Raw genomic sequence first — 13,674 nt, 5'->3', positions numbered from 1 at the left:
CAGGATACTAGAATTTGTTATTTTAGCTTCATTATGCATATACAATCCAAACTGCCTGATGTTGGCACTACAATTTTCACAGTCATGTCACAGCTTGCGGTTCAACACCAGGCTATTAATTTATCGCAGGGTTTTCCGGATTATGAATGTTCTCCAGAACTCATCAAACTAGTGGATCATTACATGAGATCAGGTTACAACCAATATGCACCAATGGCCGGACTTTTATCGCTCAGGGAACGTATTGCAGAAAAACAAGAAAAGCTTCACCATGTTATTTACAATCCCGATACAGAAATAACGATCACCGCTGGAGGAACACAGGCACTATTTGCTGCCATAGCCTGCGTAATCAGACCTGATGATGAGGTCATTATTTTTGAACCTGCTTATGATGCTTATGGCCCTACAGTAACCCTGTTTGGTGGCCGTATCCGGGCAGTTGAACTAAGTGCTCCAAATTATTCAATTGATTGGTTAGAGGTAAGTAAACTGATCAATGATAAAACCAGGATGATCATTTTAAACTATCCAAACAATCCTACGGGAAGAACTCTGGATGAGAATGATATAAAATGCTTGATTAATTTAACTAGAGATACCAACATCCTTTTACTTAGTGACGAGGTTTATGAACACCTTATTTATGATGGGAAACAGCATCTGAGTTTATCTCGCTATCCTGAACTAAGAGAAAGAAGTTTCATTACTGCCTCATTTGGAAAACTTTTACATGCAACTGGATGGAAGGTTGGTTATTGCCTTGCGCCACAGTGGCTAATGAACGAATTTCGAAAAATTCATCAGTTTGAAGTATTCAGCGTAAACTCTTTTGTGCAGTATGCAATATCAGATTTTTTAAAAAATGATCGTAATTACTTAGAAATCAGCGATTTTTTTCAGGTTAAAAAAGATTTTTTTAGTGCTTTAATGAAAGAAACACGTTTCGACGTTTTAACATGTAATGGTTCTTATTTTCAATCTGTACAATATAGTAGGATCAGCGATGAAAAAGATACTGATTTAGCCATAAGGATAATAAAGGAATTCGGAGTTGCAGGAATACCGGTCTCGGCATTTTATTCAAAAGGAACAGACTATCATGTACTTCGCTTTTGTTTTGCAAAAAAGAAAGAAACACTTGAAAAAGCCGTTGAATATTTAATTAAAGTTTAAAATTAACATGCTTAATTATCAGTGTTGAATACCTGAAAAAATTACACCCTTTTTTTATTAGTTTTTTTTTAAAACATTGACAAGAACCTTTAGAATTTGAGTTAAAGAATAATCAAATACTAAATTTTATCAAATCATACCGATAGGCTATTAAAAAATGAATTATTTCTAAAGACTAGTTCATATTTAAAAACTCAGTCTTGTATCCTCTCACCTTTCAAGCAGTTAGTAAGATTTTATACCCTTTTGTGTTCACAATTAAAAAATTGGACAATTCTAAGATAGCCTTACGCTATACTTTCATCTAAAACAACTGATATTCATGTAATTAAAGTTTTAATAGAATTAGCTAATGCTATTTTAAAGCCCGTTATTTTTGGCAAATTGGAAAAAATAGCTATTTGAATCGTTTAAATAAGTAGTTTTTGGTGTAAAGAACTTATAAATATTGCACCTCGTAAACAATTTTTTATATTTATATAAATTCCAAAATATAAGTTTAAAAGTATTTTTTTATTGATCACGTAGAATAAAATCGAATGAGTGTACTAAAAATAACCACCTTTCAGACTTACCTATTTTGGGAAAACATTGACAAGAACCTTCAGTATCTGACTTTAAGACTTGGATCAATTCGTGAGACTACTGATCTTATTGTTCTTCCTGAAATGTTTAGTACGGGTTTTTCTATGGATTCGGAAAATCTTGCCGAAAAGATGAACGGTAAAACCATGAAATGGATGGTTGAGCAGGCAAAAAAATATAAATGTGTAATTACCGGAAGTATCATCATCAAAGAAAAAAATAAGTGTTATAATCGACTGATTTGGATGCGTCCAAGCGGAACCTATGAATACTATGATAAAAGGCATCTTTTTGGCTTAGGAGAAGAAGATAAGCACTATACAGCAGGTTCTAAAAAGCTTTTCGTAGAACTTAAAGGCTGGAAAATTTGTCCGGCAATCTGTTATGACCTTCGTTTTCCTATTTGGCTTAGAAATACAAATCAGGAATACGACATGTTATTGATCGTTGCCAATTGGCCCGAAATTCGTTCATTACACTGGCGTACACTTGTCCCGGCAAGGGCCATAGAAAATCAGGCTTTTGTAGTTGCTGTAAACCGGGTGGGTCATGACGGAAATGAGGTTTATCATTCCGGTGATTCTATGTGCATAGATCCAAATGGGAAAGTAATTTATTATAAACCCAATGATGAAGACTTGTATACTTTTTCAATCAATAAAAAAGAGGTAACAGAAGCCCGCGCTTCTCTTCCATTTCTTAAAGATGGCGATTCATTTACAGTAACTGATCAATAACTCAGATTCTGTAACTCGTAAAATCGTTTTACATAAAATTTTCATGTTTATTTCTCATTTAAGAGCCTATTCCTGCAATCTTCAAGTTTTAATTTTTCAAGATCAGAAAGTTCAGGTAATTGCAATTGCATTGATTTAAACGTATCAATAATGATCTTACTGATGGCAATTCTGGTAAACCATTTTTTATCTGCAGGGATAATATACCATGGAGCATGGTTTTTACTAGTTGCATTTATTGCATCTTCATATGCTCTCATGTAATCATCCCATAAAGCACGTTCATCAATATCGGCAGATGAAAACTTCCAGTTCTTACTTGGCTGATCTATTCTTTCTAAAAATCGCTTCTTTTGTTCCTTTTTAGAAATATTTAGAAAAAACTTAATAATCACCGTGCCATTAATGGAAATATGTTTTTCAAAATTACGAATACTCTCATACCGTTCTTTCCAGAAATCAGCACCAATAGATTCTTTAGCTACATATTCATCATTTAAACTAAATTCAGGATGAACTTTACAGACCAAAACATTTTCATAATGCGAACGATTATGTATTCCAATTCTTCCGCGCTCAGGCAAAGCCTTATAATGTCTCCATATAAAATCATGATCAAGCTCTTCTGGGCTAGGTTGTTTGAAGCTATAAACCTGACAGCCCTGCGGATTTAAACCACTCATCGTGTATTTTATAGCGCTGTCTTTTCCAGCTGCATCCATTGCCTGAAAAATAATAAGAAGTGAGTGTTTATTTTGAGCATACATCTGTTCCTGTAATTTACTCATTTCAGCACTTAGCTCATTTAGTAATTCAGCTGCTTCATTAGTAGTGAACTTGCCTGTAAATTCAGGATCATGGTCTTTAACACTAAAATAAGTTTTAGGACTTATTTTGAATTTTTTAATTAAATCATCCATAAAAAATTAACTATTTATTGATTTTGGCAGGTTCATTGCACTAAAAACTAGGCAATTCAAAAATCACAGAAATTTACACCATATTAATCATGATTTCCTCATCTTTACTGTATGTTCAGAAGAATTAAAAATAAGCGTTTTCGCTATGCTATTATAGCTTTATACTTTATTGTACTCTTTTTTTGTGCCCTTGAACTAAATTTTCTATGGCTATTTGGTTATTCTCCAACCATAAAGGATATAAAAACTCCTACTATTAACGTAGTTTCCGAGCTATTCACCGCGGATGGCAAGCTCATTGGAAAATATTATAAAGAAAATAGAACCCCTGTTGAATACGATAGTATTTCTCCTGCCATAATTGATGCTCTTGTTGCCACAGAAGATGTACGATTTTATGAGCATAGTGGCATAGACATCCGATCACTCCTATCCAGTATCGTTTCAACTGCCAGCGGAGACAAACGCGGAGCGAGTACCATCACACAACAACTTGCTAAAAATCTATATAGTACCAGAAATAGAAAATCGCAGGGCCTAATCAAATATATTCCATTAGTACGAACAGTAGTTTTTAAATTAAAAGAATGGGTAACTGCCTATAAATTAGAGAATTACTATTCAAAAAAAGAAATTCTTACCCTCTATCTTAATACGGTGCCATTTGGTAATAATACATTCGGTATAAAAACAGCCTCGAAAAGATATTTCAATAAAAATGTTCATAAGCTTCAGGTTGAAGAGGCTGCTATGCTGGTTGGAATGTTAAAAGCAACCACCACGTATAATCCGATCCGAAATCCAGAAAAATCACTTGAACGACGAAATACTGTATTATCTCAAATGCAGAAATATGATTACTTGACCGAAAAGGAATTTAAAAAATACAGTCAGAGGCCACTTAAATTAAATCCAGGAAGTCTTGATGAAGGCAGCGATGGTGGTTCTTACCTCAGGTCAGCTGTTTCACGATACCTGGAAAAATGGTGTGAAGACAATGGCTATGACCTGTATGCTGATGGATTAAAAATTTATACTACTATTGATTCCCGAATGCAGCAATATGCTGAAGAGGCAGTGACCAGCCAGATGAAGATCTTACAAAAACGATTTGAAAATGTATGGGGAAATGAAAATCCATGGAGAACAACAGATGGAAATGAAATTCTTGATTTTCCTGAAAAAGCTGCCCAGCGACTTCCTTATTATGAATTCCTGAAAAAACGCTTTGATGGCAATCGCGATTCTATAGACTATTATCTTAACCGGCCTAAGAAAATGAAAATTTTTAGCTGGAATGGTGAAAAGGAAGTTTTATATTCTACCATAGATTCCATAAAATATTATGCAAAGATTCTGAACACTGGAATGATGACCCTTGATCCATTCAATGGGCATATTAAGGTTTGGATTGGAGGAATAAATCATAATTATTTTAATTATGATCATGTTAATCAGGCAAAAAGACAGGCAGGATCAACTTTTAAGCCTTTTGCCTATCTGGCAGCCATTCAGGCAGGCATGAACCCTTGTGATAAATTTATTGATCAAGCAGTACGCATTCCATATACCTTAAAAGGGAAAACTGAATACTGGGAGCCTAAAAACTCCAGTTATAGCTTTTCGGGAAGAGAAATGTCTATGCGATGGGCTATGGGCAAATCGGTAAATTCTATTACTGCACAGATAACTGAAAAAGTAGGTGCTAAAAACGTAGTAAAATATGCACATGAATGTGGCATTGAAAGTGATTTAAAAGCAGTTCCATCGGTTAGTTTAGGACCGAATGATGTCAGTGTTTTTGAAATGGTAAAAGCTTATGGAACCTTTTTGAATAAAGGAATTAGATCGGAGCCTATTCTAGTTGAAAAGATATTGGATTTAGATGGAAACCTGATTGAGAAATTTAAATCGGAACAAAAGAGAACACTCAGTGAAGAAATAGCCTGGCTGATGATTTACATGCTTCGTGGCGGTATGGAAGAACCTGAGGGTACTTCGCAAGCGCTATGGGAATGGGATCTTTGGAAAAACAATAACCAGATAGGCGGTAAAACCGGAACATCATCTGATTATGTGGATGGTTGGTATATGGGCGTAACAAAAGATCTGGTTACTGGTGTTTGGGTGGGCTGCGATGAACGAAGTGTTCACTTCAAAACTTCACAAACTGGTGAAGGTTCTAGAACCGCATTGCCAATCTTTGGCAAATTTATGGAAAAGGTTTATAAAGATAAATCTCTGGGAATTACACAAGGGCCATTTCCAAAACCCGGTGTTAAGATAACACGAGAATATCAATGTGAAACTCCAAGATATAGTTCAGATACGACAAGTATTGACTCTTTATTGACAGATTCATTGTACATTCCTGACGAAGTTTCTGACACCATAGAACGTTCTAATTTTAATGCTCGTCAAACAATAAGTCCTAAAATTCAAGAAAATAAAAGCAATTTACCCGCAGATAATAAAGCTCCTGTAAATCCAAAAACAGAACCTCCAGTAGAAGTTCAAAAAACGCGAAAAGAAATCAGAGATGAACGCAAACAAAATAAACCAAGCCCTGTTAATTGAATTTACAATTCATTGATATTTTTTATAATCCCTCAAAAATCAAAATCAATATTTTTACGTAATTTAGTTTAGATCATTTCAAGATATCAATGAGAGACCATTCAGTTGCCCCAAATAAGCCAAAATTTTGGCTGGTATTCATCTTATTACTTTTTACACTTATTGGTAATAGCATCGATGTTCAGGCTCAATATTTTGGCCAAAACAAGGTTAGATACAAAAACCTAAAATTCAAGGTTTATGAAACTCCGCACTTCGACCTCTATTATTACCTAAAGAATGATAGCCTTGTTCAACGCTTTGCAAAAGAAGCCGAGGTTTGGTATGAATTACATCAGCAGGTTTTCAGAGATACGTTCTTAAAGAAAAACCCATTTATACTTTACTCAAACCATCCAGATTTCCAACAAACTACGGCACTTAGTGGTGAGGTTGGCGTAGGAACTGGGGGTGTGACAGAAGGCTTAAAAAATAGGGTTATCATGCCTATTTCACAGGTAAACCATCAAACAAGACACGTATTAGGCCACGAATTGGTACATGCTTTTCAGTATCATTCATTAATTGAAGGCGATTCAACAAATCTGGAAAATATTGCAAACTTGCCTTTATGGATGGTTGAAGGTATGGCTGAATACCTTTCAGTTGGCAAGCAGGATGCTTATACCTCCATGTGGATGCGTGATGCATTCTTGAATAAAGACATACCTACCTTAAAGGATTTGACCGAATCAAATAAATACTTCCCATATCGTTATGGGCAAGCTTTCTGGTCGTATATAGGCTCAACCTATGGTGATACCGTGATTGTTCCATTCTTTAAAGAGACTGCAAAATACGGCTATCAAATGGCTATTCGACGTACGTTTGGTTACGATGACCGTACTTTATCAAGCCTTTGGAAAACAAGTATAGAAAATACGTATCGGCCCTATCTAAAAGATACTGCACAGGTACCGATTGGAAAAAAAATCATCGACGAAAAGAATGGTGGGACAAACTACAATGTTGCGCCTGCAATTTCTCCTGATGGTAATTATATTGCATTTCTGTCAGAACGTGATCTGCTGAGTATTGACCTATTCCTTGCCGATGCGCGAACTGGAAAAGTTATCAGGAAATTATCAAGTAAAGCCAAGAGCGGAGACATCGATGAATACAATTTTATTGAATCTGCAGGTGCATGGTCGCCAGATAGTCGAAAATTTGCTTTCAGTATATTTAGCGCAGGGGTAAATAAACTGATGATCATTGATGTATCAAACGGGAAAGTTATAGCTACCGAGGACATGGGAAAAGTTGAAGAGTTTAGTAACATTACCTGGTCTCCAAATGGAAATGATATAGCGTTTTCGGGATTAAAGGAAGGCCAAAATGACCTCTACCAATTTAACCTACGCACTAAATTACTCACTCAGCTTACCAATGACAAATATTCAGACTATCATCCAAGTTATTCACGAGACGGTAAATCAATAGTATTCAGTACCGACCGCAAAACTTATGACCAGTCATCTACCAGTGTAGATATCACACTAAATATGGCTGTTATTGATGTAGTTAGTAAAAAAATTACCAATATTCAAGTATTCGATGGCGCTAACAACCTGAATCCTCAATATTCTGGAGATAACAAAAGCATTTATTTCCTGTCAAACAGAGATGGCTTCAGAAATTTATATAAGTATTCTTTAGAAAAACAAAGTGTTCAGCAGCTAACTGATTATTTTACAGGAATAAGCGGGATCACTGAATTTTCTCCGGCCTTAAGTGTATCCAATAAGGACGACATCTTATACTCATATTACAGAGCACAAAAATATACCATATATAATGCCAAAGCATCTGATTTTAAGCCTGAAACGGTTGGCAATAATGACATCAATTTTGATGCTGCTGAACTGCCCCCTTCTAAATCAGTTGGTGTAAATATTGTAAATGCCAATCTAGATAACTTTGAAAGATTTGAAAGAGTTCCAAAAGATTCAATTCGTACAATTGCTTATCAGCCTAAATTCAAGCTAGATTATCTATCAAGTAATGGAGTTGGCGCTTCGGTTGGACGATTTGGAACTGGACTATCTAGTGGTATTCAAGGCGTTTTTAGTGATATTCTTGGAAGAAATCAAATATTTGCTACGGCAGCTGTAAATGGTGAAATCTATGACTTTGGAGGTCAGGTAGCCTATGTCAATCAGCAAAGTAGGATTAATTGGGGTGTGGTAGGATCACATATACCGTATGTATCAGGTCAGTTTTCTGCTGCAATTGAAAATATTGCTGGAATCGGACAAACCTACATTGAACGATACGATATCATCCGCACCTTTGAAGATCAATTTTCTGTTTTTGGATCCTATCCATTTTCAAAAAACCATCGCTTTGAAGCTGGAAGTGGCATTTCTCGCTACAGTTACCGAATAGACCGTTACAATAACTATTATGATTATGCCCAAGGCTATCAGATTGGTACTGATCGTGAAAAGCTTTCAAATGATGAAGCCTTTCAAACCTATGGAGTATACTTTAACCCATTTACTACGATACAGCTAAATGCGGCGTTTGTAGGCGACAATACCTTTTCAGGCATTACCTCGCCCCTTGCCGGATTCCGTTACCGAATAGGATTAGAAAACTATCAGGGCGATTTTAAGCTAAATGCACTTACTGTTGACGGCAGAAGGTATGTACGGGTTAAACCACTGACTATCGCAGCCAGGCTATATACCTACACCCGATTTGGACGTGATGAGAGTAGACTTTATCAAATGTATGCTGGCTATGGATATTTAATACGTGGTTATGAGGCAAATTCTTTTTATAGGAATGGTTCTGCAACTACTGATGGATTTGATATTAATCAGTTAGTAGGTTCCAGAATTGCTGTTGCAAATTTTGAATTACGTCTTCCATTTACTGGTCCAAAAAAGTTAGCTGCAATTGAATCTAAATTCTTATTCTCTGATCTGAACCTATTTTTTGATATGGGCTTAGCATATGATAATAATTCAAAAGTTGCCTTCAGATCTGAGCCACGATTAGTTGGCGGCGCTAGAGGATACCTTGAACGTATACCTGCCATGAGTGCGGGTGTATCCTTAAGAGTGAATGTATTCGGCTATTTTGTTCTTGAACCGTATTATGCTATACCTTTCCAAAGAAAAGATGTTAACCTCGGAATATTTGGGCTAACCTTAGCACCCGGATGGTAAATAAATATAGCGATCACAGGATCGCTTTATTTATTATTCAAATACAGAAAAAAAACATTGTCTAAACATAGTTGTAAGTCATTAAACTGATTTATAAATTAAAATCATGACTCCGAAATATACAATTGTAATATATTTCAAGTACACAAAAACAACACCATGAAAATAATAGTAAGTATTGCCGCAATAGTATTGATGTTTTCGACCAACAGTTGTGGTCAAAACAAATCTAAAATCAAAGAAGAAAACAATAAAGCCTTAAGTTTCCCGAATCAAAAATCAGAAGCTGAATGGAGAAAGATTTTGAATCCTCTTTCTTTTGAAATCATGGTAAATAGAGGCACTGAACCTCCTTTTAAAAATCCATATAATAATAATCATCAAAAAGGAATTTACGTAAGCGCAGCTACAGGTGAACCTTTATTCAGCTCGGATGACAAATATGAATCAGGTAGTGGCTGGCCTAGCTTTACCAAAGCAATTAAAGCTGGTGTAATCACCGTAGTTACAGATAACAGCCACGGAATGATCCGCGATGAGGTAATCGAAACTAAAACCGGATTGCACCTGGGCCATGTATTTGATGATGGACCAAAAGATAAAGGCGGCAAACGCTATTGTATGAACTCAGCAGCCCTGAAATTTATAAAAAAATAATCAGGATAAACTGCTGAAAGAAGCACGCATCGGTTGAATTCCAGAAACTAATACCTGTTCAAAATCTAAACCGATAGTCAAATCAATCCAATCAGGATTTACTGATCTGATTAGTCTATCCTTTTGAATTCGCGCAAATTTGTTTATTAAATTAAAGCGTTCTAGGGCAGCTGCTTCAGAGCTTAATTCTTCAAAATAAACGAGTCTGGTTAATTGCTGCCCAGCATCAAAAAATAAATTAGGCATCTGTCTGTAAAAACTCATGGTTTTCATCAGGTCAGTACTCATCCCTACATGGATACAGGTACGGTTACGGTCAGTAACTAAATAAACGAATTTTTTAGGTTTCATAGCTGGTTTAATTAGGATCGGCATATATTAAAAATTAAATTTTTAGTTTCAAGAATAATTGCTAATTTTATGAGCATAAATTTACTAATAATTTTAGTATTCACAAATTTATTTTTCAAATGGCAAATATTTCTTCTAATCTGAAGTACCTACGTAAGAAAAAAGGGCTTACTCAACAACAATTCGCAGATACTCTTGATATTAAACGCTCTCTAGTTGGAGCATATGAAGAGGACCGTGCAGAACCTAAATATGAATTGCTTAAAAAATTCGCAGAATTTTACGAGCTTTCCATGGACGAATTGATCAATGATCGCATTGACGATAAGTGGAAACCAAGACCAAAGGGCGATCCGGCAAACATCCGGGTACTCAGTATTTCAGTTGATAGTCAAGATAGAGAAAACATTGAACTGGTTCCTGTAAAAGCAAGTGCAGGTTATCTGAATGGATATGGAGATCCCGAATACATTTCTGAACTTCCTAAATTTCATTTACCCATGTTTCGTCAAGGAACCTATCGTGCATTTGAAATCAAAGGTGATTCTATGTTACCACTTCAATCCGGGACCGTGGTAGTAGGAGAATATCTCACAAACTGGAATGAACTTAAAGCCGGCGACACCTATGTAGTAATCAGTAAAAGTGATGGGATTGTTTATAAAAGGGTTGGCAATAAATTCAAGGAAAATAAGGTATTAAAGCTAATCTCAGATAATCCGGTTTATGAGCCCTATACCATTGCCGGAGAAGATGTTTTAGAGATATGGAAAGCAAAAGCATATATCAGCACAGATTTTCCTGACCCAGCACCTGAACCTACCTTAGAAACGCTTACAACTATGGTATCACAGATGCAGAAATCAATCTCCAATCTCGACAGAAATAAATCTTAATACTTTTTAACAATTGGGATTTAAACCTTTTTGATTTAAAATCATCTATCTATATATACCAACCCAAATAGATATGAAAAAAATAATGATCACTGCAGGTTTATTAATTGGATTAATAGGCGCTAGTTATTCACAAGATGCACCACTAAGAAAAGGAGATAAAGCGGTACAAGCACATCGTGAGATGAAATCTGCTGAGGAACGTGCAAAAATGAGTGCTAATGCCCTTGAAAAAAAATTAAATTTAACTCCTGAGCAGAAAGAAAAAGTATATGCACTTCAACTGGAACGTGCCAATAAAATGGAGAAATTGCAGAAAGCCGCTAGTGCCTACCGAAAAAACCAAATGGAAAAACGTAAGGAATTAATGGAAGAAGGTAAAGAAAAAATGAATAAAATCCTGACAGAAGAACAACTAAAAACGTTCGAGGAAATGAAAACAAAAGGCAAAGAACGCCTACAGAACAATAGGCGCCCAATGCATAGACCCGAAAAAGATTAATTAATCTTTTACTGTATTCCTAAGAAAAGCGGACTAATTAGTCCGCTTTTCTTATTTTTAACAAAAAATAAAACTTGGAAGGCATTAATAAGTTCATTTCGGAAAATTTAAAGAATCGAATTGATACTAATTCGTTAAGAACTTTAAAACAAGAAAACGATCTGATAGATTTTTGTTCAAACGATTACCTTGGATTTGCACATTCAATAGAATTCAAGTTAATGTTTGAGGCTGAATTGAAGCATTATCCTAACTATCAAATGGGTTCGGGTGGATCTCGCTTGCTGGCAGGTAATGATCGCTTTACCGAAGATCTTGAAAAAGAAATTGCAGAATTCCATTTGGCAGAACAGTCTCTGCTCTTCAATTCAGGATATGATGCAAATATTGGCCTATTTTCTTCCATTCCGCAACGAGGCGATACCATTCTATCAGATGAATACATTCATGCTTCCATAATTGATGGTATCAGACTCAGCCATGCAACACGCTTTGTGTTCAAACATAATGACCTTAAAAGCCTGGAGCAAAAATTAAAATTGGCAAAGGGTAGAAAATTTATTGTTGTTGAAAGCATCTATTCTATGGATGGCGACGAAGCTCCCCTATCTGAAATTGCAAAAATTGCAAAGAAATTTGATGCCGCCCTGATTGTTGATGAAGCTCACGCAACTGGAATTTTTGGAAAATCAGGCAGAGGCCTTGTACATGAACTAGGATTATGTAACCAGGTTTTTGCACGGATTATCACCTTTGGCAAAGGTATGGGCACACATGGGGCCGCAATTTTAGGAAGTGAACAACTTCGTACTTACCTGATTAATTTTTCAAGGTCTTTTATTTATACTACAGCATCTTCATTCCTCAGTCATTTAGCTGTAAAGGTTGCCTATGACTTTCTTAAAAAATATGATCATCAAATAATGATCCATGAAAGAATAAAACAATTTAAAATAAAAATTAATGCTACAATCAATCTATTACCCAGCAATTCAGCAATACAGATACTTGTAGTTCCTGGAAATACGCAAGCAAGAGAAGCTGCAATAAAAATTCAGCAAGCCGGTTTTGATGTCAAGGCAATATTAAGCCCAACTGTTGCAATCGGTACAGAACGCCTTAGAATATGCCTACATAATCATAATTCTATCGATGAAATTAATAAGCTATGTACAACCATTAATAAAATACTTTGAAAAAGAAACCAATTTTCATAACAGGTATAGGAACAGAAATTGGTAAAACCATAGTTTCTGCCGTTCTAGTTCAAAAATTACAGGCTGATTACTGGAAACCTGTTCAATCAGGTGAATTAGATACTAGTGATACCATGATTGTAAAAAAACTAGTTTCAAACAAAAAATCAGTTTTTCATCAAGAGGCTTATCGCTTAACCCAGCCATTCTCACCTCATTTATCTGCAGCATTAGACGGTATAGAAATAGAATTAGACAAGATCAATTTACCTCAAACAGAAAATCAACTGATCATTGAAGGTGCTGGAGGATTAATGGTTCCATTAAATGACAAATTTTTAATGATTGATTTGATAGAAAAGCTAGATGCTGAAGTGGTACTGGTTTCTAAAAACTATTTGGGTAGCATTAACCATACCTTATTATCTGCAGAACTTCTTAAGATGAAAAAAATAAAAATAAGGAGTTTAATTATCAGCGGAGAAAGCAATCAAAGTACAGAAGAAATCATTTCAAAGTATTTAGATATAGCTATAATCAGAGTACCATTTTTCAATACATTGAATAAAAGTACGATCAGCGAATTTGCCTTAAAATTGGATTTATAGAATCATTTTCAAGAAAATAGAGCAAAAAAAAGATCGGCTAAATATAGCCGATCTTTTTTTTGCAATTACATTAGATTATTTAAGGAACAATCGTCAGTGTATATTGTCTGAAATTTGGATTTGGCGTAATACCTCCCGGGGCTTCACCCAAATTGATAATCAATTTAACACCCGCTGCAGCTGTTACGCTTGCAGGAACCAAACTAATTGGAATTTTAACCGAACTTGTATTAGGTGCCAAAGCTACAGAATTACCG

Annotated in this window: 11 protein-coding genes; 9 read left to right on the top strand and 2 right to left on the bottom strand. The window is 35.4% G+C overall.

The features are described 5' to 3' along the window. The first annotated feature begins 30 nt into the window (after positions 1–30). Positions 31–1,176 (top strand): methionine aminotransferase, encoded by a 1,146-nt coding sequence (locus tag ACIQZ6_RS01645; RefSeq protein ID WP_395807719.1) that lies wholly within the window; start codon positions 31–33, stop codon positions 1,174–1,176. 539 nt (positions 1,177–1,715) lie between these two features. Further along, a complete protein-coding gene (locus tag ACIQZ6_RS01640) occupies positions 1,716–2,498 on the top strand; it encodes an amidohydrolase (RefSeq protein ID WP_395807545.1) in 783 nt (260 codons plus the stop codon). Between the two features lie 47 nt (positions 2,499–2,545). On the opposite strand, the gene ACIQZ6_RS01635 is transcribed toward ACIQZ6_RS01640, so the two are convergent. Then, complete coding sequence (locus ACIQZ6_RS01635; protein ID WP_395807543.1) at positions 2,546–3,418, bottom strand: polyphosphate kinase 2 family protein; 873 nt, start codon at positions 3,416–3,418, stop codon at positions 2,546–2,548. A gap of 111 nt (positions 3,419–3,529) precedes the next feature. On the opposite strand from ACIQZ6_RS01635, the gene ACIQZ6_RS01630 reads away from it, so the two are divergent. The 3 genes from ACIQZ6_RS01630 to msrB all read left to right on the top strand — a co-directional run bounded on the left by ACIQZ6_RS01630 (position 3,530) and on the right by msrB (position 9,864). Beyond that, the gene (locus ACIQZ6_RS01630; protein ID WP_395807541.1) at positions 3,530–5,995 is read left to right on the top strand and encodes a transglycosylase domain-containing protein; all 2,466 of its coding nucleotides are present in this window, start codon (positions 3,530–3,532) and stop codon (positions 5,993–5,995) included. A gap of 89 nt (positions 5,996–6,084) precedes the next feature. Then, entirely contained in the window at positions 6,085–9,207 is a 3,123-nt protein-coding gene (locus tag ACIQZ6_RS01625; protein ID WP_395807539.1) for a basic secretory protein-like protein, read from the top strand. A gap of 159 nt (positions 9,208–9,366) precedes the next feature. After that, positions 9,367–9,864: a peptide-methionine (R)-S-oxide reductase MsrB gene (gene msrB / locus ACIQZ6_RS01620; RefSeq protein WP_395807537.1), complete on the top strand. Its 498-nt coding sequence runs from the start codon at positions 9,367–9,369 to the stop codon at positions 9,862–9,864. Here the strand turns inward: msrB and ACIQZ6_RS01615 are convergent, their stop codons facing one another. Then, positions 9,865–10,215 carry a GIY-YIG nuclease family protein gene (locus ACIQZ6_RS01615; protein ID WP_395807535.1) on the bottom strand — a complete coding sequence of 117 codons (351 nt, stop codon included), beginning with the start codon at positions 10,213–10,215 and terminating at the stop codon, positions 9,865–9,867. It abuts the gene before it with no gap. Between the two features lie 119 nt (positions 10,216–10,334). Here ACIQZ6_RS01615 and ACIQZ6_RS01610 point away from each other — a divergent pair, with 119 nt between their 5' ends. The 4 genes from ACIQZ6_RS01610 to bioD all read left to right on the top strand — a co-directional run bounded on the left by ACIQZ6_RS01610 (position 10,335) and on the right by bioD (position 13,417). Further along, complete coding sequence (locus ACIQZ6_RS01610; protein ID WP_395807533.1) at positions 10,335–11,111, top strand: XRE family transcriptional regulator; 777 nt, start codon at positions 10,335–10,337, stop codon at positions 11,109–11,111. 73 nt (positions 11,112–11,184) lie between these two features. Then, positions 11,185–11,613: a hypothetical protein gene (locus ACIQZ6_RS01605; RefSeq protein WP_395807531.1), complete on the top strand. Its 429-nt coding sequence runs from the start codon at positions 11,185–11,187 to the stop codon at positions 11,611–11,613. 74 nt (positions 11,614–11,687) lie between these two features. After that, entirely contained in the window at positions 11,688–12,809 is a 1,122-nt protein-coding gene (locus ACIQZ6_RS01600; protein ID WP_395807530.1) for an aminotransferase class I/II-fold pyridoxal phosphate-dependent enzyme, read from the top strand. Next, a complete protein-coding gene (gene bioD / locus ACIQZ6_RS01595; RefSeq protein ID WP_395807528.1) occupies positions 12,806–13,417 on the top strand; it encodes a dethiobiotin synthase in 612 nt (203 codons plus the stop codon). Before ACIQZ6_RS01600 ends, bioD begins: the two co-directional genes overlap by 4 nt. Positions 13,418–13,674: the final 257 nt, after the last annotated feature.

The sequence above is a fragment of the Daejeonella sp. genome (genome assembly GCF_044348475.1).
In the GTDB taxonomy this organism is placed as follows: domain Bacteria; phylum Bacteroidota; class Bacteroidia; order Sphingobacteriales; family Sphingobacteriaceae; genus Daejeonella.
This window is presented reverse-complemented; position numbering and strand designations above follow the sequence as displayed.